Origin of the sequence: Microbacterium sp. che218, assembly GCF_040436305.1 — a bacterium.
In the GTDB taxonomy this organism is placed as follows: domain Bacteria; phylum Actinomycetota; class Actinomycetes; order Actinomycetales; family Microbacteriaceae; genus Microbacterium; species Microbacterium algihabitans.
Genome location: NZ_AP031501.1, coordinates 398,181 through 412,371, shown reverse-complemented (window position 1 = coordinate 412,371; position 14,191 = coordinate 398,181). Strand labels below are relative to the sequence as shown.

Annotated in this window: 14 protein-coding genes; 2 read left to right on the top strand and 12 right to left on the bottom strand. The window is 70.3% G+C overall.

The features are described from left to right. Nucleotides 1–234 precede the first annotated feature (234 nt). The 5 genes from ABXS86_RS01955 to ABXS86_RS01935 all read right to left on the bottom strand — a co-directional run bounded on the left by ABXS86_RS01955 (nt 235) and on the right by ABXS86_RS01935 (nt 6,791). Nucleotides 235–1,782, bottom strand: coding sequence for an ABC transporter ATP-binding protein (locus tag ABXS86_RS01955; protein WP_353665453.1), 1,548 nt, complete (start codon nt 1,780–1,782; stop codon nt 235–237). Further along, nucleotides 1,779–2,594 (bottom strand): ABC transporter permease, encoded by an 816-nt coding sequence (locus tag ABXS86_RS01950; RefSeq protein WP_353665452.1) that lies wholly within the window; start codon nt 2,592–2,594, stop codon nt 1,779–1,781. The genes ABXS86_RS01955 and ABXS86_RS01950 overlap by 4 nt, the downstream gene beginning before the upstream one ends. Beyond that, nucleotides 2,591–3,568, bottom strand: a complete 978-nt coding sequence (locus ABXS86_RS01945) for an ABC transporter permease (RefSeq protein WP_353665451.1) — start codon at nt 3,566–3,568, stop codon at nt 2,591–2,593. Before ABXS86_RS01945 ends, ABXS86_RS01950 begins: the two co-directional genes overlap by 4 nt. A 28-nt stretch (nt 3,569–3,596) precedes the next feature. Beyond that, nucleotides 3,597–5,210 carry an ABC transporter substrate-binding protein gene (locus ABXS86_RS01940; protein ID WP_353665450.1) on the bottom strand — a complete coding sequence of 538 codons (1,614 nt, stop codon included), beginning with the start codon at nt 5,208–5,210 and terminating at the stop codon, nt 3,597–3,599. 741 nt (nt 5,211–5,951) lie between these two features. After that, nucleotides 5,952–6,791: an endonuclease domain-containing protein gene (locus ABXS86_RS01935; RefSeq protein ID WP_353665449.1), complete on the bottom strand. Its 840-nt coding sequence runs from the start codon at nt 6,789–6,791 to the stop codon at nt 5,952–5,954. A 485-nt stretch (nt 6,792–7,276) separates the two neighbouring features. On the opposite strand from ABXS86_RS01935, the gene valS reads away from it, so the two are divergent. Beyond that, nucleotides 7,277–9,844: a valine--tRNA ligase gene (gene valS / locus ABXS86_RS01930; protein ID WP_353665448.1), complete on the top strand. Its 2,568-nt coding sequence runs from the start codon at nt 7,277–7,279 to the stop codon at nt 9,842–9,844. Further along, on the top strand, nt 9,844–10,092 hold the full coding sequence (locus ABXS86_RS01925) for a hypothetical protein (RefSeq protein ID WP_056231099.1): 249 nt from the start codon (nt 9,844–9,846) through the stop codon (nt 10,090–10,092). Before valS ends, ABXS86_RS01925 begins: the two co-directional genes overlap by 1 nt. 738 nt (nt 10,093–10,830) lie before the next feature. Here the strand turns inward: ABXS86_RS01925 and ABXS86_RS01920 are convergent. The 7 genes from ABXS86_RS01920 to ABXS86_RS01890 form a co-directional block, all read right to left on the bottom strand. Continuing rightward, nucleotides 10,831–11,043 carry a hypothetical protein gene (locus ABXS86_RS01920; RefSeq protein ID WP_307211353.1) on the bottom strand — a complete coding sequence of 71 codons (213 nt, stop codon included), beginning with the start codon at nt 11,041–11,043 and terminating at the stop codon, nt 10,831–10,833. Further along, the gene (locus ABXS86_RS01915; protein ID WP_353665447.1) at nt 11,040–11,636 is read right to left on the bottom strand and encodes a helix-turn-helix domain-containing protein; all 597 of its coding nucleotides are present in this window, start codon (nt 11,634–11,636) and stop codon (nt 11,040–11,042) included. The genes ABXS86_RS01920 and ABXS86_RS01915 overlap by 4 nt, the downstream gene beginning before the upstream one ends. A 168-nt stretch (nt 11,637–11,804) precedes the next feature. Further along, nucleotides 11,805–12,161: a DUF2510 domain-containing protein gene (locus tag ABXS86_RS01910; protein ID WP_353665446.1), complete on the bottom strand. Its 357-nt coding sequence runs from the start codon at nt 12,159–12,161 to the stop codon at nt 11,805–11,807. Nucleotides 12,162–12,170: 9 nt separating this feature from the next. Beyond that, nucleotides 12,171–12,926: a hypothetical protein gene (locus tag ABXS86_RS01905; RefSeq protein ID WP_307211359.1), complete on the bottom strand. Its 756-nt coding sequence runs from the start codon at nt 12,924–12,926 to the stop codon at nt 12,171–12,173. 2 nt (nt 12,927–12,928) lie between these two features. Then, a complete protein-coding gene (locus ABXS86_RS01900; protein ID WP_353665445.1) occupies nt 12,929–13,243 on the bottom strand; it encodes a hypothetical protein in 315 nt (104 codons plus the stop codon). Nucleotides 13,244–13,245: 2 nt separating this feature from the next. Then, nucleotides 13,246–13,827, bottom strand: a complete 582-nt coding sequence (locus ABXS86_RS01895) for a YbaB/EbfC family nucleoid-associated protein (protein WP_353665444.1) — start codon at nt 13,825–13,827, stop codon at nt 13,246–13,248. A 36-nt stretch (nt 13,828–13,863) separates the two neighbouring features. Continuing rightward, the gene (locus ABXS86_RS01890; protein WP_307211366.1) at nt 13,864–14,154 is read right to left on the bottom strand and encodes a WXG100 family type VII secretion target; all 291 of its coding nucleotides are present in this window, start codon (nt 14,152–14,154) and stop codon (nt 13,864–13,866) included. Between the last annotated feature and the right edge of the window lie 37 nt (nt 14,155–14,191).

Sequence of the window (14,191 nt, the reverse complement as noted above, 5' to 3'; positions counted from 1 at the left end):
CCCCGCGTTGCGCCGACCCCGTTCGGGACCGGTGCCACTCTCACTGCGGCTGTGACGGGCCTGCCCCGCGCGGTTCTACTGATCCGGACTTCGAGCGAGTCGAAGGGCCGGACGTTCTTCCGCGTGCTCCCCGGTGATGGCCGGATCGGTGCGTGTGGATCCAGTCTACGCGAGCCGGGCGCGCTGCGCTGCGGCGCGTGCGTGGCCGTCGAGGGGCCGGACGCGACCGCGGGCTCACGCCCCCGCTGAGCCCAGACCCGCCGCGGCCAGCAGCTCTCGGGTGAACGGATGCCGCGGGGCGGCGAAGACGCACGACACGGTGCCCGAGTCGACCACGCGCCCGTCCTTCATCACGATCACGTCATCGGCGATGCCGGCGACCACGTCGAGGTCGTGCGTGACGAACACCATCGCGAGGTCGCGCTCGGTCTGCAGGGCGCGGAGGCGGTCGAGGATCCGCGCGCGCACCGAGGCGTCGAGCGCCGACACCGGCTCATCGAGCACGAGAAGGTCGGGCGTCACCGCGAGGGCGCGCGCGATCGCGACGCGTTGGCGCTGCCCGCCCGAGAGCTGCGCGGGCCGACGACGGACGAACGCGGGAGACAGGCCCACCTCCTCGAGCAGCGTGGCGACGACGGTGCGACGCGCCGAGCGCGCGACTCCCCCGGCGGTCACCGCCTCGGAGAGCGTGCGGCCGACCGTCCAGCGGGGGTCGAGGGCGCCCCACGGGTTCTGCTGCACGAGCTGCACGCGGGTGCGCGCGGCGCCGCGGGCGACCCGCGACGACCAGGGGCGTCCCGCGAACGTCATGGTCCCGGCATCCGGATCCGACACCCCGACGATCAGCCGCGCGAGGGTCGTCTTGCCCGAGCCCGACTCCCCCACGACCGCGAGCGTGCGACCGCGGCGCACCTCGATCGACACGTCGTCGACCGCGGCACGGTCGCCGAAGCGCTTGGTCAGGGAGTCGGCGGTGAAGATGGGGGCGTCGGTGCGCGGTGCCCGGCGGAGCGGCTCGTGCGACACCGCCTCGACCAGCGCGCGCGTGTGCGGATCACGCGGGGAGGCGAGCAGCTCGGCGGTCGGCCCGCTCTCGACGACGCGCCCCTCGTGCATCACGACGACGCGATCCGCCACGCGGGCGACCGCCCCGAGGTCGTGACTGATGAAGACCACGGCCACGCCGTCGTCGGCGATGCGACGCAGCAGGTCGAGCACGCGCGCCTGCACGGTGGCATCCAGCGCCGTCGTGGGCTCGTCGGCGACCAGCACGGCGGGGTTCGCGGCGAGCGCCGAGGCGATCAGCGCGCGCTGCCGCAGACCGCCCGACAGCTCGTGGGGGTACTGCCGTGCCCGCGTCTCGGGCTCGGGCAGCGACACGCGCTCGAGGCTCTCGCGCACGCGTGAGGCCAAGGCCGTTCCCCGCACGTCGGGCTCGTGGATGCGGACGGGCTCGGCCACCTCGGCACCGATGCGTCGCAGCGGGTCGAGCGAGACGAGGGCGTCCTGCGACACGAGAGCGATCCGGTCGCCGCGCAGCCCTCGCCACTGCCGCTCGCCGAACGATCGGGCGTCGACGCCGTCGATCTCGAGCTCGTCGGTGCGAGCCGTGAGGCCCGCGGGCAGGAGGCCGAGCAGGGCGCGGGCGCTCACCGACTTGCCGGTGCCCGACTCCCCCACCATCGCCACGCATTCGCCCGGGGCGACATCGAGGTCGAGTCCGCGCACGATCGCGCCGGTCGGTCCGTCGATGCGGAGTCCGCGTACCCGCAATCCACTCACGCGTCGCGCTCCTCGGCTCGAGCGCGAAGGATGCGGCCGATCACGCTGACGCTCACGACGGTCGCGGTGATCGCGAGCCCGGGGAACACCGCGACCCACGGCGCCTGCAGCAGCAGGTTGCGTCCGGCGGAGAGCATGAGGCCCCATTCGGCGGTGGGTTCGGTGGGACCGAGCCCGAGGAAGCTCAGCCCGGCGGCGGCGAGGATCGAGGTGCCGATGCCGATCGTGGCCAGCACGCTCACCGCGCCCAACACGCCGGGGAGCACGTGCCGCACGTGCACGACGGCGGTCGGAACCCCGATGATCCGTGCGGCCTCGACGTGTTCGGCGGCGGCGAGGGTGCGCGTCTGCGCCCGCGCCAGGCGGATGTACACGGGCACCGCGGCGATGGTCACGGCGACCGCCACGTTCACCGGGCCGGGACCGAGCACCGCGACGACCAGCAGGGCGACGAGGAACTCCGGGAACGCGAGCAGCACGTCGACGACGCGCATGGCCGCGGCATCCACCCACCGCGGGGCGACGGCCGAGAGCGAACCGCCGACCACCCCGACGACCAGGGCGAGGCCGGTGGCGAGCAGGCCGATGCCGACCGAGCGTCCGGCCCCGTGGATCACGCGCGAGTACACGTCACGCCCGCTCTGGTCGGTGCCGAACCAGTGCGCCGCGCTGGGCGGCTGCAGAGTCGCGCGTACGTCGGTCAGCAGCGGGTCGTGGGTGGCGAGCAGCCCGGGGGCGACGGCGGCCAGGGCGATGACGGCGAGCACGGCGCCGGCGATCCACAGCGCGGCGGCCTGACCGCGGCGCTTCACGAGGGCACCGCCGCTCGTGCGGCCACCGCCGGCGCGGCGGTGCGCAGGCGCGGGTCGATCAGGGGCACGACGAGGTCGACGACGGTGTTCACGACGACGAAGACGAGCGCGCTCAGCAGGATCACGCCCGTGATCACCGGCAGGTCGCGGTCGGTGATCGCCGTCAGCGTCACCCGGCCGATGCCGGGCCGGGCGAACACGGTCTCGACCAGCACCGCGCCGCCGAGCAGCGACCCGACGAGATAGGCGGCGAGCGTCACTCCCCCGACGCTCGCGTGACGCAGCGTGTGGTGAACGCTCTCGCGCAGGGGCGTCGCCCCGCGGGCGCGCACGGTGGTGAGGAACGGCTCGCGCTCGGCCGCTTCGACCCCGTCGCGCAGCACCTGCGACAGCAGGGCCGCGACCGGCAGCGCCAGGGTCACCGCGGGCAGCACGATCGCGGCGGCATCCCGCGCCCCCGACACCGGGAACCACCCGAGCTGGAACGAGAAGACGCTCAGCAGCAGCAGCCCCGTCCAGAACACCGGCGACGACAGCACGACGAGTTCGATCCCGGATGCCACGGCCCGACCGGTCCGCCCGCGCACGAGCAGCGACGAGGCGAGGGCCAGCACCATGGCGATCATCAACGCGAGCGCGGAGAGCTGCAGGGTCGGGGCGAGCTGGCGCCCGATGACCTCGACGACCGGCTGGCGCAGCTGGTACGACTCGCCGAGGTCGCCGCGCACGAGCCGGCCGAGGAAGGTCGCGTACTGCTCGAGCACGGGTCGGTCGAGCCCCAGGTCGCTGCGGATGCCGGCCTTGACCGCTTCGCTCACCTGCGCCTGCGGTCCGAGCAGGACGTCGACCGGGTCGCCCGGGATGATGCGGAACGCCACGAACGCGAGCGTCGCCGCTCCCCAGAGCACCAGGACGACGGATGCCACGATCCCGCCGAGGCGCGTCAGCAGGGCGCGCGAGCGAGAGCGTGGCATCCGAATAGTGTGTCTGAGACCCGGCGGCTCAGCCGACCGAGGCGGTCGCGAACAGCGGGCGACCGTACAGGTCGAACGTCAGGCCCGAGACCTTCGGGGTCACGGCGCTGATGAGGGCCGGGCTGTACAGCGGCACGATGGCGGCCTGGTCGGCGTTCCCCTGCTGGACTTGGGCGTAGATCGCAGTGCGGGCGGCGGGGTCGGTCGTCGAGGCGCCCTGCTCGAGCAGCGCGTCGAGGGCGGGGTCGCTCACCTGCGAGGCGTTCTGGAACCCGTCGGTGGCGAGGTGGCTGCGCAGCAGGTCGGCGTCGACGCCCGAGAAGCCCCAGTCGGTGACGTCGAAGGTCTTAGGGCCGTACTGCTCGTTGTAGGCACCCGGCTCGAGCACCTCGCGCTGCAGGTCCAAGCCCACGGCCTTCAGGTCGCTCTGCACGGCGTTGGCGAGCGCGGCGCGGTCGTCGGGAACCGGCGTCCACGCGATCCACCGGGCGGTGAGGCGCTGACCGTCTTTGGTGCGGATGCCGTCGGCATCCCGACCCGTCCATCCGGCCTCGTCGAGAAGGGCGTTGGCCCGAGCCTGGTCGAAGGGCCAGGACTTCTCGAGGCTCGCGTCGTAGCCCGGGGTCGTCGCGCCGAGGACGCTCCAGGCGCGGGGGTACTGACCGAAGAAGATCTCGTTCACCGCGGTGTCGACGTCTATCGCGCGGCTGAAGGCCTGACGCACCTTCTGGTCGGCGAAGACGCCGTACTTCTCGTTGAGGAACAGCGAGTACGGCAGGCCCGGGTAGGCGATCGACTTCACGGTGTCGTCGGCGGGCACCTGCTGCACGAGGTTCGGCGGCAGGTTGGTCACCACGTCGGCCTGTCCGCTCGAGAGCGCACCGACGCGCACCGACGCCTCGGGGAGGATGTCGACGCGCAGCGTCTTGAAGCTCGGCTTGCCACCGCCGTCGGGACCCCACGTGTAGTCGTCGTTGCGGGTGTACACGATGTCCTGGTCGGGCGTGTATTCGGTGAGCTCGAACGGGCCGGTGCCGACGGTCACGTCGGGGCCGCCGGCCTTCAGCTGGTCGGCCTTGGTCTCGAGCACCTTCGGCGAGTAGAAACCGAGCAGAGCCGTGCTGGCGGCCTGCAGGAACGGCGCGTAGGGCTGCGTGAAGCGCACCCGCACGGTGTGCTCGTCGATGACATCGGTGCCCGCGTACAGGTCGCCGCCGAGCATGCTGGCCGCCTGCGCCGAGGCGGTGTCGGGGTTCACGATGCGGTCGAAGTTCGCCTTGACCGCGGCCGCGTCGAAGGGCGTGCCGTCGTGGAAGGTGACGTCGGTGCGCAGGCGGAAGAGGTAGCTCGCGCCGCCGTCCTCGACGTCCCACGACTCGGCGAGCCACGGCGAGAACGTGCCGTCGGCCTCTTGGTACACGAGCGAGTCGAGCACTGCACGCTGCACCATCGCCGACACGTCGAGCTGGCTGGTCTGCGGGTCCATGTGCCCGGCCGAGAGGTTCGCTCCCTCGATCGCCCAGACGACCTCCCCGTCGCCCTGCGCGGCGGGGTCCGACCCGGCGCAGGCCGAGAGCGAGAGGGCGGCGACGGCCGCGACGGCGACAGCCGACAGCGCGCGGCGCGAAAGCGAAGAAGGCATGGAGAAACCTCGGAATCTCTGGTGGGAAGGCTTTCAGCTTACCGGGGTTCCTGGACCCAGTGCGGAAAGTCACCGGCGCCGCGCGCGCTCACAGCGAACGCGGGCGGGTGCCACGCCGCAGAGAGTCAGCGATTCGCACACTCTCAGTCGGCATGCGCCCCTCCGGGCCGAGGATGTGCGAAGCGCTGAGTCTGCGAGAGGGGCACCCACCCACGGGCACTCACAAGTTCAGTGATTCCCGCGACCTCCGTCGGCATCTGCCCTTCGGGGCCGAGGGTGTGCGGATCGCTGAGTTTGCGAAAGGGGCACCGTGCCCACGGGCTTTCACAAGTTCAGTGATTCGCTGAACCTCGGTCGGCATCCGCCCCTCCGGGCCGAGGATGTGCGAATCGCTGAATTTGCGAGAGGGGCACCGTGCCCACGGGCTTTCACAAGTTCAGTGATTCGCTGAACCTCGGTCGGCATCCGCCCCTCCGGGCCGAGGATGTGCGAATCGCCGAATTTGCGTGAGGGGCACTGTGTGCACACGGGGACTCACAACCTCAGTGGCACGCGCAGTCTCCGTCGCCATCCGCCTTTCGGCTCCGAGGTCGCGCGGATCGGCGACTCCCTGCGGATTGCTCATCCTGCGCGGGCGGCGGCTCACTTGAGGCCCGCATCACCTCAGTGATTCGCAGAACCTCCGTCGGCATCCGCCCCATCTTGCTGAAGATCTGCGAATCGCTGAGTGTGCGCGACCGCTCACGCCTTGTGCAGCCCCTGCGCCACGGCGTGCATGATCTGCTCCTGCACCTCGGGCCAGCGGTTCATGACCTGCTCGTACCCCACGCGAATGACGTGGTAACCCAGGAGCATCAGCTCGGCGTCGTGGCGGATGTCCTCTGTGCGTTGAGCCCCGACGTGGTGACCGCCGTCGACCTGGAGAACGAGTCGCTCTCCGATGAGGAAGTCGACGCGATGACCGTAGATCCAGATCTGGGAGCGAATGGGCAAGCCCATCCACCGCAGTCGGACGATCACGAATGTCTCGAGCCCGGAGTCGGCCCAGGGCGACGCCTCTCGAACGAGCCGACGTGCGGCGCCGGTCCAGGGCAGACGGCGTAGGTGCGCTAGATCGACCAGCTTCTTGTTCAGCGCCGAGTCCCAGATCGCACGAGCCGCCTCGTAGGGCTGACACGAGGCGACAGTCAGCAAGACGTTCTCGATCTCATCTTCGAGCAGATCCGGATGCCGAGGGACGATCGCCCGCTGCCAGTGCACGACGGCTGCCGGACCGTCGACCCTTCCTCGGCCGGGATACGCGACGTGTGGCTTGTCCGGCCGTTCGGCGACCCACAGCCCACGCCTGTCGGCGGCGGTGACGCACGAGAGGACGACGCCCGTTCGCGCGGCGGAAACCACGTGTGCGTCGGCCGTCGGAAGCGCGATCCAGTCCCGCCTGACCCTGAGAACGAATCCACATTGGAGCGCTTGGGAGATGCGGTGTCGGCTGTGCCCCTCCCTGATGAGACGGGTCGGGCGAACGACGCCTCCGAGTTCAGCGGTTCGCGTTGCGACGGCACGGGCGGGGGCGTCATCCATGCGCGCCATCGTCGCCCGCCTTCAGCAGCGAAAACGCACGGCGGCAGCCCCTGTGGATGAATTTCCCGCTGTGGAGGAATGCCAACGCGCAATCGCTGCAGACGGAGCAATCTCAGCGATCCGCACAAGCTCAGTCGGCATCCGCCCCCGGAAGCTGAGGGTGCGCGAATCCCTGCCCCTGCGCGGGGCGCCGATCGCGCGCTCGTCCGCGCAATCTCCGCGATCCGCACAAGCTCAGTCGGCATCGGCCCCCGGAAGCTGAGGGTGCGCGAATCCCTCACACCGCGCGGCGCGTGACGCTCGCCCGCGCAACCTCCGCAGTCCGCACAACCTCAGCCCGCATTCGCCCCGCCGGGCTGAATCTGCGCGAATCGCTGAGCCTGCGCGCCACGACGCGCGCTCGCGCAAGACCCCCGGTATCGTGGACGCCACACCCATCAGGCACGCTCACACAGTGCCGCCCATATCGCTCGAGGAGTACCCCTATGGCCACCATTCCCGACAAGCCCGCCCTGGAAGGCCTCGAGCAGAAATGGGACGCCGCCTGGCGTGAACGCGGCACCTACGTCTTCGACCGCCTGCGTGCCGCCGAGCTCGGCCGCCAGGGCGTGTACTCCGTCGACACCCCGCCGCCGACGGCATCCGGAAGCCTCCACATCGGCCACGTGTTCTCGTTCACGCACACCGACGTGAAGGTGCGCTTCGAGCGCATGCGCGGCAAGACCGTGTTCTACCCCATGGGATGGGACGACAACGGCCTGCCGACCGAGCGCCGCGTGCAGAACTACTACGGCGTGCGCTGCGACCCCTCGCTCCCCTACGACGCCGAGTTCACCCCGCCGTTCGCGGGCGGCGACAACAAAAGCAGCAAGGCCGCCGACCAGGTGCCCATCAGCCGCCGCAACTTCATCGAGCTGTGCGAGCAGCTGACGATCGAAGACGAGAAGCAGTTCGAGGAGCTCTTCCGCGAGCTGGGCCTCAGCGTCGACTGGACGCAGACCTACCGCACGATCTCCGACGACTCGATCCGCACGAGCCAGCTGGCGTTCCTGCGCAACGTCGAGCGCGGCGAGGCGTACCAGTCGATGGCCCCGACGCTGTGGGACGTGGACTTCCGCTCCGCGATCGCCCAGGCCGAGCTCGAAGACCGCGATCAGCCCGCCGCGTACCACCGCGTGGGCTTCGCCAAGACCGACGGCTCGGGCGACGTGTTCATCGAGACCACCCGCCCCGAGCTGCTGCCGGCCTGCGTCGCGCTGGTGGCCAACCCCGACGACGAGCGGTACCAGCCGCTGTTCGGCACGACCGTGCGCACCCCCCTGTTCGATGTCGAGGTGCCGGTGCTCGCGCACCCCCTCGCGCAGAAGGATAAGGGATCGGGCATCGCCATGATCTGCACCTTCGGCGACGTGACCGACATCATCTGGTGGCGCGAGCTCGACCTGCCGAACCGCACCATCATCGGCAAGGACGGCCGCATCGTGGCCGAGGCCCCCGATGTGATCGCGACGGATGCCGCGAAGGCGGCCTACGACGAGCTCGCGGGCAAGACCGTGTTCAGCGCCAAGAAGCGCATCGTCGAGCTCCTGCAGGAGTCCGGCGCCATGGAGGGTGCCCCCAAGCCCTTCACCCACCCCGTGAAGTTCTTCGAGAAGGGCGACCGCCCGCTCGAGATCGTGTCGACGCGCCAGTGGTACATCCGCAACGGCGCGCGCGACGCCGAGCTGCGCGAGCGCCTCATCTCGCTCGGTCGCGAGATGTCGTGGCATCCCGACTTCATGCGCGTGCGCTTCGAGAACTGGACCAGCGGCCTCACGGGCGACTGGCTCGTGTCGCGTCAGCGCTTCTTCGGCGTGCCGATCCCGGTCTGGTACGGCCTCGACGACAGCGGTGAGCGCGACTACTCGCGCGTGTTGACGCCCGACCTCGCGTCGCTGCCCGTCGACCCGACGGTGGACGTGCCCCCGGGCTACGCCGAAGACCAGCGCGGCGTGGCCGGCGGGTTCGACGCCGAGCGCGACATCCTCGACACGTGGGCGACCTCGTCGCTCACCCCGCAGCTGGCCGGTGGCTGGCAGCGCGACGAGGAGCTGTGGGACCTCGTGGCCCCGTTCGACCTGCGACCCCAGGGTCAGGACATCATCCGCACGTGGCTCTTCTCGACCATGCTGCGCAGTGCCCTCGAAGACGACCGCAGCCCGTGGACGGATGCCGCGATCTCGGGCTTCATCGTCGACCCCGACCGCAAGAAGATGTCGAAGTCGAAGGGCAACGTCGTCACGCCCGCCGACATCCTGAAGCAGCACGGTTCCGACGCGGTGCGGTACTGGTCGGCGTCGAGCCGTCTGGGCACCGACGCGGCGTTCGACCCGCAGAACCCGACCCAGGTGAAGATCGGTCGCCGCCTCGCGATCAAGCTGCTGAACGCGGCGAAGTTCGTGCTGTCGTTCCCCGTGCCGGAGGGCGCCGAGGTGACGCACGCGCTCGACGCGTCGATGCTCGCGACCCTGGATGCCGTGGTGCGCGACGCCACCGCTGCCTTCGAGGCGTACGACCACGCGCGGGCGCTCGAGATCACGGAGTCGTTCTTCTGGACGTTCTGCGACGACTACCTCGAGCTCGTGAAGGAGCGCGCGTACGACCAGTCCGACGTGGGCCAGGCCTCGGCCGCCCTCGCGTTGCGAACGGCCCTGTCGACGCTCGTCCGCCTGTTCGCGCCCGTACTGTCGTTCGCGTCCGAAGAGGTGTGGTCGTGGTTCGAAGAGGGCTCGGTGCACACCGCGGCCTGGCCCGAGCCGCTCGGCATCGAGGGCGACCCGGCCGTGCTCACCGCCGTGAGCGCTGCGCTCATCGGCATCCGTCGCGCCAAGACCGAGGCCAAGGCCTCGCAGAAGACGCAGGTGACCTCGCTCACCGTGTCCGGTCCGAAGGTCGAGGCCCTGCGTCTCGCCGAGGGCGACCTGCGCGCCGTGGGCCGCATCGAGACGATCTCGTTCGCCGAGGCCGACACCACCACCGTGACCGACATCGTGTTCGCACCCCAGGAGGCCTGATGCAACTCGGAACCCGCTGGACCGCCCGCGAACAGCCGCCCAAGGCTGTTCCCGAGGTGCTCCACGCCCAGATCGCCGCCGTCGAAGCCGCGCTGAACCCCGACGGGCTCAGCGCGCCCGCTCCGAAGTGGACGCTGACCTTTCTCGAGGGGCGACCCGTCGCCGAGCTCGACACCGGGGTCATCGTGAGCCAGGATGCCGCGGGCGAGGTCGTCGTGCGTTACGACGACGACGCCGAGTTCGCCTGAGCCTTCGGGTTCGCGCTGCTGAGCCCGTCGACGCCTTCGCGCGTCGGCGGGCTCTGTGCGTTCCGGCGCGGGGAGGTGGCTGAGCCTGTCGAAGCCACCGGGGTGCGCGGGTTGCTCGGCAAGGTGGCTGAGCCTGTCGAAGCCACCGGGGGTTCGCGGGTTGCTGGGCGAGGGGGCTGAGCCTGTCGAAGCCACCGGGCACACGCGGGTCCCGGTCCCTTCGACAGGCTCAGGGACCTCGGTTTCGAGGCAATTCAGCCGCACTGCGAGGTGGCTGAGCCTGTCGAAGCCACCGGGGGTTCGCGGGTTGCTCGGCAAGGTGGCTGAGCCTGTCGAAGCCACCGGGCACACGCGGGTTCCGGGCCCTTCGACAGGCTCAGGGACCTCGGTTTCGAGGCAATTCAGCCGCACGGCGAGGTGGCTGAGCCTGTCGAAGCCACCGGGGTCCCACTGGTTCCGGTCCCTTCGACAGGCTCAGGGACCTGGGTTGCGAGGTTGCCGGGCCTGAAGCAAGGTGGCTGAGCCTGTCGAAGCCACCGGGGGTACGCGGGTCCCGGGCCCTTCGACAGGCTCACGGACCTGGGTTGCGCGCAGGTCGCGGTCCCTTCGACAGGCTCAGGGACCTGGGTCGCGCGCGGGTCCCGGTCCCTTCGACAAGCTCAGGGACCTGGGTTGCACGCAGGGACCTGGGTCGCGCGCGGGTCCCGGTCCCTTCGACACGCTCAGGAACCTCCGGCGTCAGCGCGGCAACACGTACCGCGCGGCATCCGCCGACATCGCCTGAGACGCTGCGCGACCGGCTCGACGCGCCGGCTCCGCTTCGACGGCCCACGCGCGACGGCGCATCCGCTCTTCGGCGACACGGGCCATCGCCCGCGACAGAGCGAGCAGGGCCGCCTCGACGGGGGTGGGGCGCACCGGCAGGACGATGGTGCGGGTGACGGCGGTCATGCGGAGCCCCTCTCGGTCGGCAGCGGAAAGACGTCGTTGCGGATCGTGACGGGCCGCACACCCTCGCCTGTCTGATCCCGGTAGCGCTGGACGGTCTCGTCGATCAGCGCGCCGATGCGCTGCACGAGGTCGCGCGACTGCTCGGCGGTCAGCCGCGCGGTCGCGGTGGAGATCACCGACGCCTCGCGCCACTGCTCGTTCTCGTCCCACCCGTGGGTGGCGAAGTGCATGAGCTGCTGGTGGCGCAGCGTCAGGGTCTCGGAGTGCACGGCCTCCATCACGGCGCGCCCCGACGGCGTGTGCTCGAGCTCGGGGTTCGTCAGCGTGACGCTGCCGGCGGGGCGCTCCCACCAGCGTTCGCGGGCGGTTCCCCGATCGGCGACCTCCCGGATGAGGTCGTGACGGGCCAGCGCGCGCAGGTGGTAGCTCGTCGCTCCGGTCGACTCCCCCGTCAGCTCCGCGAGGCTGCTCGCGGTCTGCGGGCCGTACTGGCTGAGGATGTCGTAGAGCCGCACCCGTAGGGGGTGCGCCAGTGCGCGCAGTGCGCCGGCGTCGAGGACGCGCTCTTCGCGGGGATATGGCTGCTCGGTCACAGTGCAAAGATATCTTTGCAAGCATCTCTTTGCAACAAACCCGTCAAGACGGTCTCCAAGACCCGGGCTGCGCCCAGCGCTGCGAGTCCCGGCCCTTCGACAGGCTCAGGCACCTGAGTTTCGACAAGCTCGGGGACCTGGGTTGCAGGCGTCGCGGGACCGAAAAGGTCAGGGAGCTCGGGTACCTCTGCGGCGCCGGGAGAGCGCGGCCGCGTTCGCGAACGCGACGACGGCGAAGGCGATAACGGCCAGAAACGTCACGATTCCCGCGACCGCGAGCGGGATTTGACCCGTCGACGCCGCGACCACGCCCATGATCAGCGCCGTGGGCGCGAGGACCGCGCAGAAGACGCCGGCGATGATGCTGCCGACGAACGAGCCCTCACCCAGACGAACCGTAGGTCGCCGCGGCGTCTGAGGCGTGATGTGCGACGTCCATGCCGAGCCGTCCCACCAACGCTGTCGTCCTTGAGCGTCGGGATACCACCCGGGTGGGGGTGCTGGCGGTGGGGGGTTGTTCGTCATGTCTCGTCCTCATCCCGCGAAGGCGGAGGTCTTCCACTCGATGGCGGGCGCGGACGACAGCTCCTCGGCGAGCCCTGCATTGCGGCTCGACGAGTTGGTGAACGCCATCACCACGCTCGCAACGCTCACGATCACGCCCGCAACCGACGCGATGAGGCCGATGATCGTCCCTACTCCGAGGGTCGGGGCCGCGGTCACGATGGCCACGACGAGGCCCCCCACAGAGATCAGCAGCCCGAAGTAAGCCCACTGCAGCTCGCCGTAGAACGATTCGATCGACGCCGCCATGTCGTTCAAAAGTCGCACCAGCGAGCGTCCCACCTCGCTGATGCCGTCGACGTTGCGCGCCTGGTCGGAGAACGCGCTCTCGTACGACTCGGCCGCCGGAGAATCCCAGGCGTCGGAATCAGTCGCTTCGAGGTCGTTGAGCGACATCGACGAACCGAGCGTCTCGGCCGCGTCGACCACGTCGGTCTGGATCTGCGTCGCGGCAGTGCGCAGCAGGGTGGGTCGGCCCACCGACCGCGCCAGAATGCGGATGATGTCGATCGCTTCCCGGAGGATCTCGGCCGCGCGTCGGGCCGCGCCCATGATCAGGTCGTACGCGAGGTCTTTGGCCGGTCCCGGGAGCGGAAGACCGAAGACGCGCACATGATCGAGGGCGGCGCGCACCAGGCCGGGCGCCGTTGCCATGGCGGCGTCGATCGTGCGGTCAGCGGTGTCGCATCCCTGCAGGATCATCGCGGCAATCGCTTCGGGGTTCATGCTCAGCCCTCCTCAGCGGCGGTCGCGATGGTCTGCTGGTTCGTCGATTCCATCTCGGCGTAGCGGTCTGCGGACCACCGGAGCGTGTCGGCCACTCCTGTCAGCTGCTTCACGCCGACCCCGAGCTGCTCGACGAATGTCTGCGAGGCTCCGAGATAGGCGCCCGCCACGGTGACCGCGCCGGGCAGGATCGAGAACGCGAGGATATCGACCGAAGGCACCCCGCCCCGGATCGAGTCGAGCGAGGACTGCCACTGGGTCCAGGTCGCCGCATCGTCGCGGAGAGCCGAGGGAGAGACGGTGAATTCGTCCACCATGGTCAGACCCCTTCCGTCGGCGCGCTCGATGAGCCCCCGCGCGATCGCCGTTGAGCCGCGGCTGCGGCCTCGACGATCTCCCGCACGGCGACGGCGTCGATGCTCTTGCCGAGCCACCGCGGCTGCGCGCGGACGTCCGTCACCACGCCCGCGACAACGGTGACGGCAATGGTCCTGTCGTCGTTCCACATCGGCTCGGGCGGTGACGGGGGCACCGCGCCCGAAAACAAGCCGTCGAGCATTTCGGCGACGTCGAGGCCGTCCGCTCCCTGCGCACGAAGGTCGCGGGCATCGAGCGTCGGCCGGTCCCGTGCCGCCATCGCCACGGCGATCGCGATCTCGTCGCTCAACTGCTCGTCGGTGAGTTCAAGGCGGGCGTGCTCGTCGATGGCGAGATCGACCAGCGTTCCCGTCGCGTCGATCGTGGCGGTGACGGCGGTCGGCTCGGGCACGACCATGAGCGCCGTCAGTTGCTCCTGCACAGCTGTCAGATCGACGACCGCCTGCTGTGCGCGTCCTTGAAACGCCGTCAGGCGCGCCATGAGGTCGTCACCGCCCCCAGTGGCCTTCTCGGAATCGTTCATATGCTCCCCCTTCATATGTGCGCTCGCCCGGTGGCGTCACGTACAGCGTGCGATGACCGCCGACTCGGCGCGGGTGTACTCCGATGACACGGCGTGCAGCGCCTGAACGGCCCGTTCTCCCCAGGCGCGGAGAGCCTCCATGGAGCCGAGCCACTGGCCCTGCGCAGTCTGGTACGCATCGGACGCCTCGCCGGACCACTGTTGCCTCAGTGTCTGCAGGACGGAGTCGAGGGTGTCGAGCTCCGTCTGCATGCCCTCGAGTGCGAGCGCGATCTGCGTCGCCATGGTGTCGATCGCCCCCGGATCGACCTCGATCGTGTCGCTCATCGCTCCACCCTATGGAACGGCGCCGGTGTCCGTCGAG

Excerpts from the sequence above, each read along its gene's own strand:
- ABXS86_RS01945 (WP_353665451.1), bottom strand. The coding sequence starts at position 3,568 with ATGCCACGCTCTCGCTCGCGCGCCCTGCTGACGCGCCTCGGCGGGATC.
- valS (WP_353665448.1), top strand. The coding sequence starts at position 7,277 with ATGGCCACCATTCCCGACAAGCCCGCCCTGGAAGGCCTCGAGCAGAAA.
- ABXS86_RS01890 (WP_307211366.1), bottom strand. The coding sequence starts at position 14,154 with ATGAGCGACACGATCGAGGTCGATCCGGGGGCGATCGACACCATGGCG.
- ABXS86_RS01910 (WP_353665446.1), bottom strand. The coding sequence starts at position 12,161 with ATGACGAACAACCCCCCACCGCCAGCACCCCCACCCGGGTGGTATCCC.
- ABXS86_RS01940 (WP_353665450.1), bottom strand. The coding sequence starts at position 5,210 with ATGCCTTCTTCGCTTTCGCGCCGCGCGCTGTCGGCTGTCGCCGTCGCG.
- ABXS86_RS01905 (WP_307211359.1), bottom strand. The coding sequence starts at position 12,926 with ATGAACCCCGAAGCGATTGCCGCGATGATCCTGCAGGGATGCGACACC.
- ABXS86_RS01900 (WP_353665445.1), bottom strand. The coding sequence starts at position 13,243 with ATGGTGGACGAATTCACCGTCTCTCCCTCGGCTCTCCGCGACGATGCG.
- ABXS86_RS01935 (WP_353665449.1), bottom strand. The coding sequence starts at position 6,791 with ATGGATGACGCCCCCGCCCGTGCCGTCGCAACGCGAACCGCTGAACTC.
- ABXS86_RS01920 (WP_307211353.1), bottom strand. The coding sequence starts at position 11,043 with ATGACCGCCGTCACCCGCACCATCGTCCTGCCGGTGCGCCCCACCCCC.
- ABXS86_RS01895 (WP_353665444.1), bottom strand. The coding sequence starts at position 13,827 with ATGAACGATTCCGAGAAGGCCACTGGGGGCGGTGACGACCTCATGGCG.
- ABXS86_RS01925 (WP_056231099.1), top strand. The coding sequence starts at position 9,844 with ATGCAACTCGGAACCCGCTGGACCGCCCGCGAACAGCCGCCCAAGGCT.